General features: G+C 63.6%; 13 protein-coding genes and 1 riboswitch. Of the genes, 7 read left to right on the forward strand and 6 right to left on the reverse strand.

The genetic code is table 11. The annotated features are described in order from the left end of the window. Window positions 1-102: 102 nt before the first annotated feature. Genes pal through ybgC form a run of 6 tightly spaced genes read right to left on the reverse strand, consistent with a single transcriptional unit; the run spans window position 103 to window position 4,595 of the window. Window positions 103-624: a peptidoglycan-associated lipoprotein Pal gene (gene pal, locus SJI03_RS26125; protein ID WP_034786578.1), complete on the reverse strand. Its 522-nt coding sequence runs from the start codon at window positions 622-624 to the stop codon at window positions 103-105. 43 nt (window positions 625-667) lie between these two features. Beyond that, window positions 668-1,945: a Tol-Pal system beta propeller repeat protein TolB gene (gene tolB, locus SJI03_RS26130; RefSeq protein ID WP_322429140.1), complete on the reverse strand. Its 1,278-nt coding sequence runs from the start codon at window positions 1,943-1,945 to the stop codon at window positions 668-670. Beyond that, window positions 1,942-2,952, reverse strand: coding sequence for a cell envelope integrity protein TolA (gene tolA / locus SJI03_RS26135; protein WP_099380469.1), 1,011 nt, complete (start codon window positions 2,950-2,952; stop codon window positions 1,942-1,944). Before tolA ends, tolB begins: the two co-directional genes overlap by 4 nt. Window positions 2,953-3,000: 48 nt before the next feature. After that, on the reverse strand, window positions 3,001-3,441 hold the full coding sequence (locus SJI03_RS26140) for an ExbD/TolR family protein (RefSeq protein WP_223278896.1): 441 nt from the start codon (window positions 3,439-3,441) through the stop codon (window positions 3,001-3,003). Window positions 3,442-3,456: 15 nt separating this feature from the next. Then, window positions 3,457-4,146 (reverse strand): protein TolQ, encoded by a 690-nt coding sequence (tolQ, locus tag SJI03_RS26145; RefSeq protein ID WP_034759183.1) that lies wholly within the window; start codon window positions 4,144-4,146, stop codon window positions 3,457-3,459. Between the two features lie 47 nt (window positions 4,147-4,193). Further along, complete coding sequence (gene ybgC / locus SJI03_RS26150; protein ID WP_099380468.1) at window positions 4,194-4,595, reverse strand: tol-pal system-associated acyl-CoA thioesterase; 402 nt, start codon at window positions 4,593-4,595, stop codon at window positions 4,194-4,196. Between the two features lie 315 nt (window positions 4,596-4,910). Continuing rightward, a riboswitch (ZMP/ZTP riboswitch) is annotated at window positions 4,911-5,035 on the forward strand. 111 nt (window positions 5,036-5,146) lie between these two features. On the opposite strand from ybgC, the gene glyA reads away from it, so the two are divergent. From glyA to SJI03_RS26185, 7 genes are all read left to right on the forward strand, one after another. Continuing rightward, window positions 5,147-6,394 (forward strand): serine hydroxymethyltransferase, encoded by a 1,248-nt coding sequence (glyA, locus tag SJI03_RS26155; RefSeq protein ID WP_035826086.1) that lies wholly within the window; start codon window positions 5,147-5,149, stop codon window positions 6,392-6,394. Window positions 6,395-6,537: 143 nt separating this feature from the next. Next, window positions 6,538-6,999, forward strand: a complete 462-nt coding sequence (gene nrdR, locus SJI03_RS26160; RefSeq protein ID WP_034759169.1) for a transcriptional regulator NrdR — start codon at window positions 6,538-6,540, stop codon at window positions 6,997-6,999. Between the two features lie 219 nt (window positions 7,000-7,218). Next, the gene (pilV, locus tag SJI03_RS26165; RefSeq protein WP_322429141.1) at window positions 7,219-7,809 is read left to right on the forward strand and encodes a type IV pilus modification protein PilV; all 591 of its coding nucleotides are present in this window, start codon (window positions 7,219-7,221) and stop codon (window positions 7,807-7,809) included. Then, window positions 7,806-8,783: a PilW family protein gene (locus tag SJI03_RS26170; protein ID WP_322429142.1), complete on the forward strand. Its 978-nt coding sequence runs from the start codon at window positions 7,806-7,808 to the stop codon at window positions 8,781-8,783. Before pilV ends, SJI03_RS26170 begins: the two co-directional genes overlap by 4 nt. Before the next feature lie 12 nt (window positions 8,784-8,795). Next, window positions 8,796-9,458, forward strand: a complete 663-nt coding sequence (locus tag SJI03_RS26175) for a pilus assembly PilX family protein (RefSeq protein ID WP_322429143.1) — start codon at window positions 8,796-8,798, stop codon at window positions 9,456-9,458. Next, entirely contained in the window at window positions 9,455-13,321 is a 3,867-nt protein-coding gene (locus SJI03_RS26180) for a pilus assembly protein (protein WP_322429144.1), read from the forward strand. Before SJI03_RS26175 ends, SJI03_RS26180 begins: the two co-directional genes overlap by 4 nt. A gap of 59 nt (window positions 13,322-13,380) precedes the next feature. Beyond that, complete coding sequence (locus SJI03_RS26185; protein WP_322429145.1) at window positions 13,381-13,884, forward strand: type IV pilin protein; 504 nt, start codon at window positions 13,381-13,383, stop codon at window positions 13,882-13,884. The last annotated feature ends 41 nt before the right edge of the window (window positions 13,885-13,925 follow it).

Consider the following 13,925-nt stretch of genomic DNA (forward strand, 5'->3'; position numbering starts at 1 on the left):
AAACGGGGCGCCGGGCGGTGAATCACCGCGCTGCGCCCCATTATTATGCCTATGACTGGCCAGTTAGGTAAGCGTCAATGCTGCCGCGCTCACCCGTAAACATCAATAAACGATGTCAGCGCGGCGGTTTTCTGCCCATGCTGCTTCGTTGCTGCCTTGAGCTTTAGGCTTTTCTTTGCCCAGCGACACGGCTTCCATTTGGCCTTCTGGCACGCCCAGGGCTGCCATCGACTTGCGCACGGCTTCAGCACGTTTCTGGCCCAGGGCCAGGTTGTACTCAGCGCCACCGCGTTCATCGGTGTTACCTTGGATCAGGATCTTGCGGCTAGGCGTTTTCACCAGGTAGCCAGCGTGGTTTTGCACGACTGGGGTGTCCGCTTCGCGCACGACGTACTTGTCGAAGTCGAAGTAGATGCTGCGGTTAGCCAGCACGCCTTTTGGATCGTCCAGTGGATCGACCGATGCGGTCGTCACTGGCTGAACTTGACGGGTGTCAACTGGTGCAACGACTTTTTCAGGAGCGCGCTCAACCACTGGGGTCTCTGCTACTTTGACTGGGGTGCTGCAGGCGGACAGCAGGGCTGCGGTAGCGGCGATGAAAGCCAAACTTTTAAAGTTACTCATTTTTATTCTCCGGGTCATGGTTAAAGGTGAAACTGTACAGCATTTACTTCATAAAAGGACCCCAGGTGGGCTCCTTGATATTGCCAGCTTGCGTAGTCAAACGCTGTTTGACGCGGCCATCCACCGATACCACTGCCAGCGACTTGCGTCGTCCGGATTCGGTCGCGTACATGATATATTTCCCGTTGGGCGAAAAGCTCGGTGATTCGTCGTTGGCGGTGTCCGACAGGCGCAGTTCCTGGCCACTAGCCAGGTCGAGCGCGTAGAGCTGGAAATTGCCGTCGCGACGGGAAATATAAGCGAGTGTCTTCCCGTCGGACGAAATCCGCGGGCTGATGTTGTAGGAGCCGCCAAACGTCACGCGCTTGGCTTCGCCACCGCTGGTCGACATGCGGTAGATTTGTGGTCCGCCGCTGCGATCGCTGGTGAAGTAAATACTTTGGCCATCGGCCGAGAATTGGGGTTCCGTATCGATGCCGCTGCTGGTGCTGACGCGGCGCAAGCCGCTGCCGTCGGCATTAACGGTGTAGACCTGGGTATGACCGTCGCGCGACAGGGCCACGGCCAGGCGCGAACCGTCCGGGCTCCAGCTCGGCGCCGAATTGCTGCCTTTTTCATTCGATACGATGGTGCGCTGGCGCGTCACCAGGTTTTGCACGTAGACGATCGGCTTTTTCTTTTCAAACGACACATACGCGACCTTGGTGCCGTCCGGCGACCACGATGGCGAAATGATCGGCTCGTTCGAGCGCAGGGCGACCTGGATGCCTTCGCCATCGGCGTCGGCGATTTCCAGGCGGTATTCGCGGCCCGATTGCGTGACGTAGGCGATGCGTGTGGCGAACGCGCCTTTGACGCCCGTCAGCTTCTCATAGATGTCATCGGCGATCTTGTGCGCCAGCAAGCGGTTGAACTGCGGCGCGGCCGCATTGTTCATGCTCGAGATCTGGGCGCCCTTGATGGTGTCGAACAGCTTGTAGCGCACGTCCAGGCGGCCATCGGCCATGCTTTGCACGGTGCCGGCCGCCAGCGCGTCGGCGCCGCGCGACTTCCATTGCTCGTAGCTGACGGGCGCCGTTTCCGATACAGGCGCATCGGCATCGATCAGCTTGAATACGCCGCTGCGCGCCAGGTCGGCCTTGATAATGCCGGACAGCGATTGCGGCGCGGCCGATTCATTGACGAAGCTGGCGACAGCCACCGGGATCTGGTTGCTGCCGATCCCCGTAATCTCCACGCGCAGCTGCGCCTGGGCGCTTGACGCTCCCAGCACCAGGCCGGCGCAGAGCACGACATAGCTCATTTTTTTCATGGTCATCATTTAGGCAAATCCTTCATCTCGAATATGAGTTCAATCTCGCGTTCCACGGTGCCGTCTTTTTTCTTCGGCAGTGGCGACGATTTATTAATGGCGTTTTCCACCGAGCTGTCATACGCCGGCAGGCCGCTACTTTTAATCTTTCGGACCGAAATAATTTCCCCAGTTGGCAGTTGCTCGATCTTGAACACGGCGCGCGGGTTGCCCGGCACGTCCGTGCTACCGCTGTACGCGATATTGCTCTTGATCTTGCTCGTCAGGGCAGCGACATAGCCGCTGTCCTTGCGTGGCGCGGTCGCTTTCGCGGCCGTGCCCGTCGTGCCATTGCCTGCCTGCGCCATCATCCGCTTCATGTCATCGGCGCGCATTTTGTCGGCTGCGGCTTTTTCCGCCGCCGCTTTTTTCGCCTTGGCCGCTTTTTCGGCCGCCGCTTTTTTATCGGACAGTTCTTTCTCGGCTTTTTCTTCCGCCGCTTTTTCTTTGGCTTCCTTGGCTTTCTCCAGCTTGTCGGCCTTTTCTTTCTCCAGCTTGTCAGCCTTGTCTTTTTCTTTCTGCTTCTGTTTTTCCAGTTCGCGCTTTTCTTCCTCGCGTTCCTTCAATTCCTGCTTGCGGCGTTCTTCCGCTGCCGCTTTGTCTTTCTCTTCCTTCAGCTTTGCCTTCTTGCGCTCGAGTGCGATCTCCGCCTCGCGCAGGTCGACCTTCGGCTCGGGCGCGGCCACGGGCGGCGGTGGCGGCGGGGCCGGCTGTTCCACTTGCGGTTGCGGCGGCGTTGGTGTCGGCTCCGGTTCCGTCGCCACGTCGGGCGGAGGCGCGGCCGTCTGCACTTTCATGTCCCACACTTCCGCTTCGACGGCGACAGGTTCCGTATTTTGCCAGTGTACGCCCACCCACAGGAAAAACAGCAGCCCAAGGTGCATCGCCAGCGCCAGGCCCAGCGAGGGCCAGCGGCTGCGTTCGCGCGGCACGCTGTAGGGCTTGCCGAGTACATGGTCGATTTGTTTGTTCTGCAAAGTCTAGTCTATCTAAAAACGGTCAAGTCTGGAAACAGGATGCTGCGCTTACTTGGTGGCCAGGCCGACTCTGGTAATACCCATCTTTTTCGCTTCCGAAATGAGCTGGATCACATCGTCGTACTTGCTTTCCTTGTCGCCCGCGATCATCACAGGATAGTCAGGATTGCTTTCATGCAAACCGCGCAGCTTGCGCAGCAGGGCGTCGCGGTTCGGTTCCGTTTCCGGCGACAACTGTTCCTTGCCGATGACGCCGATCGACAGCGAACCATTCGGCTTCAGCACGATCTGAATATAGTCATCGGGCGGTTTGGCCGACTTTTCCGCGTTGGGCAAATTCACCACGCTGGGATTGTTCGACGACGGCATCACCATGAAAATGATCAGCAGTACCAGCATCACGTCGATATACGGCACGACGTTGATTTCGGACTTGAACTTGCGGCCACGACCGCCGCGCATGCCGCCACTATTGAAGGAGGAACCCATGGACGCTGCTCCCTCTTAGCGCGACTGGCGCTGCAAGATGTTGGAGAATTCCTCGACGAAGCTCTCGAAGCGGATCGCCAGGCGGTCGATGTCATGCGAAAAACGGTTGTAGGCGACGACGGCGGGAATGGCCGCGAACAGGCCGATGGCGGTGGCGATCAGCGCTTCGGCAATGCCGGGCGCGACGGCGGCCAGGGTGGCTTGCTGCACGTTGGCCAGGCCGCGGAAGGCGTTCATGATGCCCCAGACGGTGCCGAGCAGGCCGATGTACGGCGAGACGGAGCCGACGGAAGCGAGGAAGGCCAGGTGCGATTCGAGCACGTCCATTTCGCGCTGGAAGGCGGCTCGCATGGCGCGGCGTGCGCCGTCGAGCACGGCGCCGACGTCCAGCGCTTCACGCGAACCGTAGGAAGCCTTGCCTTTGATGAATTCGCCCATGCCGGCGTCGAAGATGCGGGCCAGCGCGCCGCTCTGGTCGCGGTTGCCGCTGGCGTTCTGGTGCAGCGCATGCAGGTTGCCACCGGCCCAGAAGCTGCGTTCGAATTCGATGGTTTGCTTGCGCGCCTGGCGCACGGCAAACATCTTGCGGAAAATGTAGGTCCAGCTGGTCAGGGAAATCAGCAGCAGCAGGGCCATGATCAGTTGCACGATCAAATGGGCATTGGAGATGAGCGCGAGGAAAGAAAGATCTTGTGTAACGTTCATTGGCTGGCAGTCTGTTGGGTGAATTGTCCGGGGGTGGCGGGTAGGGCTCAGGCGGCGCGCATGCGGACCGCGACTGCATCAGGCACGGCGCGCGGGCGCAGTGCCGAATCGACGCAGCCGATCTTGACGCGGGCCGTGTTGAGCAGGCGGTCGCCGCACCAGGCTTGTTGCAGAAAAACGATGGAGGCGCGCCCCATTTTTTCTATGCTTAAGGTTAATCTTACCGTGTCATCGAGCCTGGCTGGCGCATGATAGTCGGCGTTGACGCTTTTGACAACGAACATCGCGTCGTGCTGCTCCAGCAATTCCTGCTGGCCCACGTCGATGGCGCGCAGCCATTCGGTACGCGCGCGTTCGAAGAATTTCAGGTAGTTAGCGTAATAGACGATGCCGCCGGCGTCGGTGTCTTCATAGTAGACACGTACGTTCCAGGTAAAGACTGAAGGCATGTTTATTGCGCCAGTAGTGAGATTGAGCAACATTTTACGCGATTTTTCTTCTTGTGACTGTGGGCGCTTGCTGGAAAGCCATGCAAAAGCTGCATATAAGTTGCACCGCAGCATTGTAAATCCGGCGTGTGCAATGGCAAGCTTCGTAACATACGCTTACATGCCATGGCCAGGTTTAAGCCCAGCTTAAAAGCCGCAGTCATCCCCTGGGGCGGCCTGTGGCCGCGCCCGGTCTGCGGTGGCGCGCGGCGATTATAGCCGCACGGTTGCATTCCTTGCTCAATTTGGGCACTTAACTTACAATTTGGCTTCCATTACGTCTCACGTGACTGGCGAAAAGTCGGGCGATCTCCATGAATGGCGATCGGCAAACCGGCGAAAGGTGGGCATCCACCGGGAAACGTGAGATTTTTCATCAGCCGTTCGCCTGGGTAGCCACTATGGAAAAGCACGAAGAGGCTGCCTGTCCAATGTTGTTATTCACTTAACGCCGGCTCCCCTCATTCGATCCAACCTGCCAGTACAAGCACCCTCATACTTGGAGTTTTTACATGTTTGCAAAAGATCACAACCTCGCCAACGTCGATCCTGAATTGTTCGCCGTCATTCAAAAAGAGAATACGCGCCAGCACGACCATATCGAACTGATCGCGTCGGAGAATTACACGTCGCCAGCCGTAATGGAAGCGCAAGGCTCGCAGCTGACGAATAAATATGCCGAAGGCTACCCAGGCAAACGCTACTACGGTGGCTGCGAATACGTCGACGTGGCCGAGCAACTGGCCATCGACCGCGTGAAACAGCTGTTCGGCGCCGAATGCGCGAACGTGCAGCCGAACTCCGGCTCGCAGGCGAACCAGGGCGTGTTCTTCGCCATGTTGAAACCAGGCGACCTGATCATGGGTATGTCGCTGGCCGAAGGCGGCCACCTGACCCACGGCATGCCGCTGAACATGTCCGGCAAATGGTTTGACGTCGTCTCCTACGGTTTGACGGCGGAAGAAGACATCGACTACGAGGCGATGGAACGCCTGGCCCGCGAACGCAAGCCAAAACTGATCATCGCCGGCGCCTCCGCGTTCTCGAAAAAGATCGACTTTGAACGCTTCGGCAAGATTGCCAAGGAAGTTGGCGCCTACTTCATGGTCGACATGGCCCACTACGCCGGCCTGATCGCCGCCGGCCTGTACCCGAACCCGGTGCCGTTCGCCGACTTCGTCACCTCGACCACGCACAAATCGTTGCGCGGCCCGCGCGGCGGTATCATCCTGATGAAGGCCGAACACGAAAAAGCCATCAACTCGGCCATCTTCCCTGGCATCCAGGGCGGCCCGCTGATGCACGTGATCGCCGGCAAGGCTGTCGCCTTCAAGGAAGCGCTGAGTCCTGAGTTCGTCGAATACCAGAAGCAAGTGATCAAGAACGCCGACGTGCTGGCGAAAACCCTGATCAAGCGCGGCCTGCGCATTGTTTCCGGCGGCACCGAATCGCACGTCATGCTGGTCGACCTGCGCGCCAAGAACCTGACGGGCAAGGAAGCCGAAGCCATCCTCGGTTCCGCGCACATCACCTGCAACAAGAACGGCATCCCGAACGACCCGCAAAAACCATTCGTCACCTCGGGCATCCGCCTGGGCAGCCCGGCGATGACGACGCGCGGTTTCAAGGAAGCGCAAGCGGAAGAAGTGGGCAACCTGATCGCCGACGTGCTGGACAATCCGCATGACGCCGCCACCATCGAGCGCGTCAAAGCGGCCGTGAAAGTCCTGGCCGACGCGCACCCTGTGTACGCAGCATAATTATTTGTCCAGAATGTGTCATACGGAGTAAGATTCTGTATGACACATTCCTTCGTGCCCAAGGGCGCCCGGAGTGATTCGGGCGCCCTTTGTACAAGGGCGGCGATTTCCCGTAATTATTACTATAAAGTTGTAGCCAGCCCATGAAATGTCCATTTTGCCAGCACGGCGACACCCAGGTTCTCGATACGCGCGTATCGGAGGAAGGGGATGCCATTCGGCGCCGCCGCCGCTGCGGCAAATGCGACAAGCGGTTTACCACGTACGAGCGCATTGAACTTATCATGCCGGCCGTCGTCAAAAAGAATGGCAGCCGGACGGAGTTCGCTGCGGATAAGTTGCGCGGCAGTTTAATGCTGGCCTTGCGCAAGCGTCCCGTCGCGGCCGCCTCTGTGGATACGGCCATCGCATCCATCCAGGAAAAACTGCTGACCAGCGGCTTGCGCGAAGTCGATTCCGGCTATATCGGCGAACTCGTCATGCAGGAACTGAAGCGCCTCGACAAGATCGCCTACATCCGCTTCGCCTCGGTGTATAAAAATTTCGAAGACCTGGCCGAATTCCAGGATGCGATTGCCGAAGTGGGGCAGGCGCGCAAGCCCTGACGCACTCTGACGTTCACTTTGCCGACAACGGGGCCGCTCATGTGCCCCGTTTTCACCACGCCAGCGCGCGCCTGGCAAGCGGCCTGATCAATACCAGCGCTGTTCTTCTCACCTTATCACCGTACTGTTTGCGCTAGCGCAGATCCAGCTTTTTGCGCGCGCCTATCTTGTATCTGGGCCGCCTGTTCTTGCGACTCTTTCTGCGAAAGGGAGTAGCGCATGGGCAAGGGCGGTCGCACTATGTTTCCTGCCGGTGGCAGCAGCCTCATCGAGGTGTTGGTGTCGCTGCTGCTGTTGGCGCTGGGCCTGCTCGGTGCCAGCATCCTGCAACTGAACTCCCTGCGCGCGCGCCATGAGTCGGCGCTGTTGTCGGCGGGCGTGCAACTGGCCGCCGGCATGGCCGAGCGCATGCGCGCGAACAGCGTGCTCATGCATGGTCCGGATACGGCCAATCCCTACCTGAACGTGGCCTACGCGGCGGCGGACGACGCCGAAGCGGGCGGCGGTGCGCCGGACTGTTTTGGCGCCACCGCCTGCAGCGCGGCCGAGCTGGCGCAATTCGACATCGCCGAATGGAAGCAAGGGCTGCATGCGGCCTTGCCCAGCGCGCGCCTGCGCATCTGCCGCGACACTTCCGCGTGGGATGCCGCCGCCCAAGGCTTGCACTGGGCGTGCAGCGGCGGCAAGGGTGCGCCCATCGTCATCAAGCTGGGCTGGCGCGCCCGCTTGCCCGATGGCTCGCCCGCCGAGAATGCGTCGGGCGAGTCGCTGCCCAGGCTGGCATTCCAGCTGGGCGGAGGCGGCGCATGAACTGCGTGTTTGCAGCGTGGAGCCGGCGTCGCGGCATGAGCCTGGTCGAATTGCTGGTGGCCCTGTCGCTCGGTGCGCTGCTGATGCTGGCCGCCAGTAGCGTGTTGCTGGCGGCCAGCGGCAGTTATGGCGACCAGTCCGCCAGCGCGCGCCTGGACGACAACGGCCGCTATGCGCTCGACGCCATCGCCCGCGCCGTGCGCCAGACGGCGTACGTGAACTGGGACAGCAGCGCCGCGCCCGTCGCCCATGCCGATGATGACAGCGCCAATGTCGCCGGGCTCGACGCGCGCAGCCTGGGCAAGAACAGCGAAGGCATCAGCGGCGCGCTGCCCGATGTCCTGCATGGCAGCGACGTGCTGGCCCTGCGCTATTACGGCGCCGGCGCAATTGAGGGCGGAGACGGATCCGTCCTCAATTGCGGCGGCTTTGGCGTGGGCGCCGCGCAAACGGAGGCGCAGCGGGGCTGGAGCATTTTCTATGTAGCGCAGGGCGCCGATGGCGATGGCGAGCTGCGCTGCAAATACCGTGGCGCGAACGGCTGGGGCGCGGACGCCATCATCCGAGGCATCGACGGCTTCCAGGTGCTGTATGGCCTCGACACGGATACGCCGCCCGATGGCGTGGCGAACCGCTATGTCAACGCCAGCGCGCTCGACGCTGACGATGCGGCGCTGGTGCTGGCGGGTGCGGATGCGGCCGCGCGCCAGCGCGATTTTCAACGGCGCACGCACTGGAAGCGCGTGGCCAGCGTGCGCGTGGCCTTGCTGTTGCATGGCGAGGCGGGCCAGGCGGACAAGATGGTGGAACTGGGACCGGCGCAGTTCGACCTGTTTGGCCAGGCATATGCCGAGGCGCACGGCGCCGGCGACACGGGCGTGCGCATCGCGCGCGCGTCCTTGCCCGCCGCGACGCGCTCCAGGCTGCGGCAGCTGGTGCAGACGAGCATTATGCTGCGCAATGGACCGGCCTAGGTGGGCGGCGCGATGGCCGGCGCGGGCGTCCGCCGTTGTTCAGGCTGCTGCGTTTCTGGCGGACAAGGGCGTGGCGCCACTCTCGTGTATGTGCTGTGCCTGCTGGTGATCATCTTGCTGCTGGGCATATCGGCGGCGCAGATGGCCTTGCAGGGCGAAAAGTCGGCACGCGGTGAGCGCGACCGGCAGATCGCCTTTCAGGCGGCGGAGGAAGCATTGATGGATGCGCAAAATGATATCGAAGGCTTGCCCGGCGCGCCGGGACGCAGCAGCCTCTTCGCGCCAGGCAGCGCGGCCGGGTTCGCGGACGGCTGCGGCGAGGGAGGGGCGCTGGGCCTGTGCCTGCCAGCAGGCCCGGATGCGCCGGCGCTCTGGTTGAGTACGGACCTCGATGGCGCCGAAGGGGGAAGTGCCAGCCGCGCCGTGCCATACGGCCAGTTTACGGGCGCCGTCATGCAGACGGGGCAGGGTTTCCTGCCGTCGCGCCGGCCCCGCTACCTGATCGAGTTGCTGCCGTTTCACCCGCCCGGCGCGCAGGCCACGGCGGTGGCTGGCGGCCTGGCGACGGAAAGCTATGTGTATCGCATCACGGCCATCGGTTTTGGCGCGCAGGAAAGCACGCAAGTCGTGTTGCAAAGTTATTACCGAAAACAGACGGTGGGAGCGGGGGCATGAAGGCTTGGTCAGTCGCTTTGTCGTCCGCCCGGCTGCTGCTGGCTGGCCTGGCTTGCGGCGGCGCCTTTGCCGCCGCCACTCCCCCGGTGGCGCTGGCACGGGCCGACGCAGGTTTGTACGGCGCCCGCGTGCCGCCGAATCTGCTGCTCAACCTGTCTTTCACGCATGCGGCCGCCGCGGCCGCGCATGGCGGCGAGTATGCTCCGCAGCGCGAGTACGCAGGGTACTTCCATGCGCGCATGTGCTACAGCTACCCGTATCGCAACAAGGATGGCGTCATGCTGCCGGACTTGCGCGTAGCGACCGCTTACTTCTCCGTGTTGAAACCGTCCGATGCGCTGCACGGCTGCGGCGGCGATAGTTTCAGCGGCAACTTTCTCAACTGGGCCAGTACCAGCATGCTCGACCTCGTCCGCTATGCGCTGACGGGCGGCGACCGCGTCATAGACGAGGTGCGCAAGACGGTGCTGCAGCGCGCCTACCTGCCCGATGCCGATGGTCCCATCGACTTCTTTGCCCACCCCGTCTTTTTCCCGCGCAAGGTCTTGCAGGCTGGGGTGTCGGCGGCGACACCGTTTGCGCTGGCGCAACTGGCCATCGTTTCCTGCCGTAATCGCCTGCTGTTCGGCGACGCCAGCTTGCCCCCGGGCGGCAGTTGCGATGCGCCCGGCGTTGCCGCCACGCACGGCGTGTTCCGCGCGCGCGTGCGCGTGTGCGACACGGAAGAAGGACCGCTGCGCGACGACTTGTGCCTCGCGTATGGCAAGAACTACAAGCCGATCGGCGCCGTGCAACGCCATGGCGGCAGGGTGCGCGTGGGCGTGTTTGGCCATTTGAACGGCGTGAGCTCCGGCGCCGGCCCCGTGTATGGCGGCGTGCTGCGCGCGCCGCTGGCCCATGTGGGGCAACAGCGTTGGACTGCGCCCGACTTTATGCCGCAAGACAATACTGGCGCCGAGTGGAATCCCGCCACTGGCGTGTATGCGGCTCAAGCTGCGGCACAAGGCGCGGGCTCTGGCGGCGGGGTGACCGCTTACATCAATGGTCTGGGCCGCGGCAACGCCGGGCATCCCGGCGCGTACGCCAGCGCGGCGCCGCTGGCGGAATTGCTGTACGAATCGTTGCGTTACCTGCAGGGGCGCCAAGCGAGCCCAGTGGTGCCACCCGCCACGGCTCCGCCTGCCATCGACGACGGTTTGCCGGTCGTGACCCAATGGAGCGACCCGCAAACGGCCAGTTGCCAGCGCCACATCGCCGTCAGCCTCGGCGATGCGGGCATGGCGGGCGACCGTTATGTGCCTGGCAATGTCCCGCACACTCCCGCATCAAGCGGCGACCGCGCCCGCGCCGCCGATGGCTTTGCGCCGCCGCCCTTCGATGCGATGGCGTGGACGCATGCGGTGGGCAGCCTGGAAAGCGGCGGCACACCTGGCAATCCCGCGCCACGGCCAGACCTGGCTGCGCTGGAATGGCTGGCCGACGGGGTGGGCGGCGCCAGCTACCATGCGGCGGGCCTGGCCTACTGGTCGCACGTGCAGGCCCTGCGTCCCGGCGCCAAGAACGACGGCCTTGCCAAGGTCGAGCACTATGCGGGTGACTTGCGCCAGGGCGACCCGGCCGGCGAGTCTGCCACCACTCCCGCCGCTACGCCCTTGTTATTGGCGGCCAAATATGGCGGCTTTCTCGATGGGAACGGCGACGCCAACCCCTTCAAGAGCGCGACTGGCAGCGCGCTGAGCGAGTGGAGCGTGGACGGCCGCTGGCCCGCCCATTACCTGCCCGGCAGCGATCCGGCCGCCTTGATCGCGGGACTGCGCGCGGCCTTTGCTGTCGCCGACAAGGCTACCTTGCCGGCGACGCTCGCCGGGCCGGCCCTGATGGCGCTGGCCAGCGGTACGGAAGAGGCATACTGGTTCCAGACGCAGATGCGCCTGGCCGATGGCAGCATGACCTTGTTGCGCACCGCATTTGCCGTGGGCGCCGATGGGGCACTGCTTCCCGGCAAACCATCGTGGACCGCCGGCGGACAAGAGAAGCCCGTGCCGGATGGCACGCCAGCGGCCTTGCATCCCGTCTACACACTCGACGCCAAGGGCGCCCTGATGCCGCTGGCCTGGACGCGGCTCGATGCGGAGCAGCGCAGTGCATTCGACGGCGGCGATGGGCGAGGGGAAGTACGCCTGGCGTACCTGCTGGGCCAGCGCACGCACGAGGTGGGCCAGCCGGGCGGCTTCCTGCGGCGCCGCTCAGGCAGCCTGGGCGCGGCTCCCTACGGCAATTTGCTGTACGTGGGCGCGCCCGGACTGGGCATGCCGGGTGCCGGCTATGGCTTGCACCGCCAGGCGCTGCTGCAGCGGCGCAAAATGCTCTACCTGGGCGCCAACGACGGCTTGCTGCACGCCTTCGATGCGCGCACGGGCAGCGAATTGTTTGCCTATCTGCCGCAAGCGCTGCTGCACGATGTGCCCGCCGCTGCGAGCACTCACTACAGCCCCGGTCCCCTGCTCGACGGCGCGGCAGCCACGGCGGAAGTGCTGGTGCTGGGACATTGGAAGACGGTGCTGGTGTCGGGCATGGGCGGCGGGGCGCAAGGCGTGTTTGCGCTCGACATCACCGATCCGGCCCGCTTCGCGCAGGAGGGGGCGCTGTGGGAATTCACGGACCGTGACGACAAGCTGATGGGCAACGTGCGCGCGCCGCCCGCCTTCGCCCGCATCAACATGGGCGGCAAGGAGGGCGCGCCTGCCTACCGCGATTTTGCCATCGTCGCCAGCGGCTACAACAACCATGTGAATGACGGCAAGGACACGACGGCACCCGCATCGGCCGCCGCCATCTTCCTGCTGGCGCTGGACAAGGCGCCCGGCATGCCCTGGGTGTTGGGAAGTAATTACTTCCGGCTCAAGGTGCCTGTGGCCAGCGGTGGCGGTGATGGTGGCCATGACAGCGATGCGGATGCCACACCCCAGGCGCTGGCCCCGCCCGTCGTGGTGCCGGGCGGCGACGGCGCGCTGGCTTTCCTGTATGCGGGCGATTTGCAGGGCAATATCTGGCGTCTCGACATGGCTGCCGGGCCGCCGTGGAAGGACGGGCAGGGGCGCAAGCTCGTCTTTGTTGCGCGCGATGCGCAGGGCCGGCGCCAGCCCGTGACGCAGCAGCTGAACGTGGCATACGCGCCCGGCGGCGGCTATCTGCTGCTGTTTGGCACGGGCAAGCTGGTCGAAGCGGCCGATACCTGGCCTTCCGCCTTCCTGTCGCAGTCGTTTTACGCCGTGCACGACGATCTGCGGGCAAGTTCGCCCACGCGCAGCCGGAGCGACCTGGAACCGCGCAGCCTGAGCGCGGCGGCCGGTGGCGTGCGCGTCGACGGCGCTGAGCTGCGCTATACGGGCAGCGACGCCATGCGCGGCTGGTACCTCGATTTTCTCGATACCGCGCAGACGGGCGAGCGCAGTATCAGCAGTCCCGTATTGGCCGCCGGCAAGGTGCTGTTCAACACTGTCCTGCCGGGGCGCGACCCTTGCGCCAGGCCGGCCACGCGCCTGTACGTGCTCGATGTGCTGAACGGCTTTGCCGCCGATGGCGCCGGTGTCGTGCAAGCGGGCGAGCAGACGGGACGCTTGTTCGATGGCCTGGCGCGCGCGCCGCCGCTGGCGCTGGAGCTGAACAGCACGGTGGGTGCCGCCACGGCCACCGGGCGGGCCGAGGGGCGCAAGGAACTGGCCGTGCTGCAGCCTGGCTTGCCCGGCGCGACCAGCGGTGCGGGGCTCAAGGTCGTCAGCGCGCCGCTGCCGGCCCGGCGCCTGAGCTGGCGCGAAGTGGCGAACTGGCGCGAATTGCACGAGGCGGCCAAGAAAAAATAGGCCCAGGCAAGGCACACGCATCGTACCGGCTGGCGCTTTTTGGGAAAGAGGGAGATCGCATGGGGACGCTGGCAAGGCGGAATGGGTTCGCTGCGAACGGTGGAACTCCTGCTGCCAACCCGCAGGGCTTCAGCCTGATCGAGCTGCTGTCCGCGCTGGCGATCATGAGCCTGCTGCTGGCGCTGGCCGTGCCCGCTTATCACAGCCATGTCGTGCGTGCCAAGCGGGTGCAGGGACAGGCGGCCCTGCTGCGCCTGATGCAGCAGCAGGAGCGCTATTACTCGAAAAATAACCGCTATCTGGCCTTTTCCTCGGCATCGCCGGCGCAGCAGTCGCAGCAATTTCCATGGTGGTCGGGCGAAGGGGGCGCGGCTGGCAGCGCGTATGAAATCGAGGCGCTGGCCTGTCCCGGCCTGACGATCGGGCAATGCGTACTGTTGCGCGCCATGCCGGGCACGTCCAAGGTTGATGCGCAGTTCCAGGATGCCGATTGCGGCGTGTTGTCCTTGAACAGCACGGGCCAGCGCGGCAGCAGCGGCCCGACCAGCCATTGCTGGCCCTAAACCATGGCCACACGCAAGCGGCTACCGAGGAGCAGGCACAA

The sequence above is a fragment of the Janthinobacterium sp. GMG1 genome (assembly GCF_034427795.1).
Lineage (GTDB): Bacteria > Pseudomonadota > Gammaproteobacteria > Burkholderiales > Burkholderiaceae_D > Janthinobacterium.

Bases quoted from the DNA above. Each gene is read 5' to 3' on its own strand.
- SJI03_RS26180 (WP_322429144.1), top strand. From the start codon at position 9,455: ATGAAGGCTTGGTCAGTCGCTTTGTCGTCCGCCCGGCTGCTGCTGGCT.
- tolQ (WP_034759183.1), bottom strand. From the start codon at position 4,146: ATGAACGTTACACAAGATCTTTCTTTCCTCGCGCTCATCTCCAATGCC.
- SJI03_RS26170 (WP_322429142.1), top strand. From the start codon at position 7,806: ATGAACTGCGTGTTTGCAGCGTGGAGCCGGCGTCGCGGCATGAGCCTG.
- SJI03_RS26140 (WP_223278896.1), bottom strand. From the start codon at position 3,441: ATGGGTTCCTCCTTCAATAGTGGCGGCATGCGCGGCGGTCGTGGCCGC.
- tolB (WP_322429140.1), bottom strand. From the start codon at position 1,945: ATGATGACCATGAAAAAAATGAGCTATGTCGTGCTCTGCGCCGGCCTG.
- nrdR (WP_034759169.1), top strand. From the start codon at position 6,538: ATGAAATGTCCATTTTGCCAGCACGGCGACACCCAGGTTCTCGATACG.
- pilV (WP_322429141.1), top strand. From the start codon at position 7,219: ATGGGCAAGGGCGGTCGCACTATGTTTCCTGCCGGTGGCAGCAGCCTC.
- SJI03_RS26175 (WP_322429143.1), top strand. From the start codon at position 8,796: ATGGCCGGCGCGGGCGTCCGCCGTTGTTCAGGCTGCTGCGTTTCTGGC.
- pal (WP_034786578.1), bottom strand. From the start codon at position 624: ATGAGTAACTTTAAAAGTTTGGCTTTCATCGCCGCTACCGCAGCCCTG.
- glyA (WP_035826086.1), top strand. From the start codon at position 5,147: ATGTTTGCAAAAGATCACAACCTCGCCAACGTCGATCCTGAATTGTTC.
- SJI03_RS26185 (WP_322429145.1), top strand. From the start codon at position 13,381: ATGGGGACGCTGGCAAGGCGGAATGGGTTCGCTGCGAACGGTGGAACT.
- ybgC (WP_099380468.1), bottom strand. From the start codon at position 4,595: ATGCCTTCAGTCTTTACCTGGAACGTACGTGTCTACTATGAAGACACC.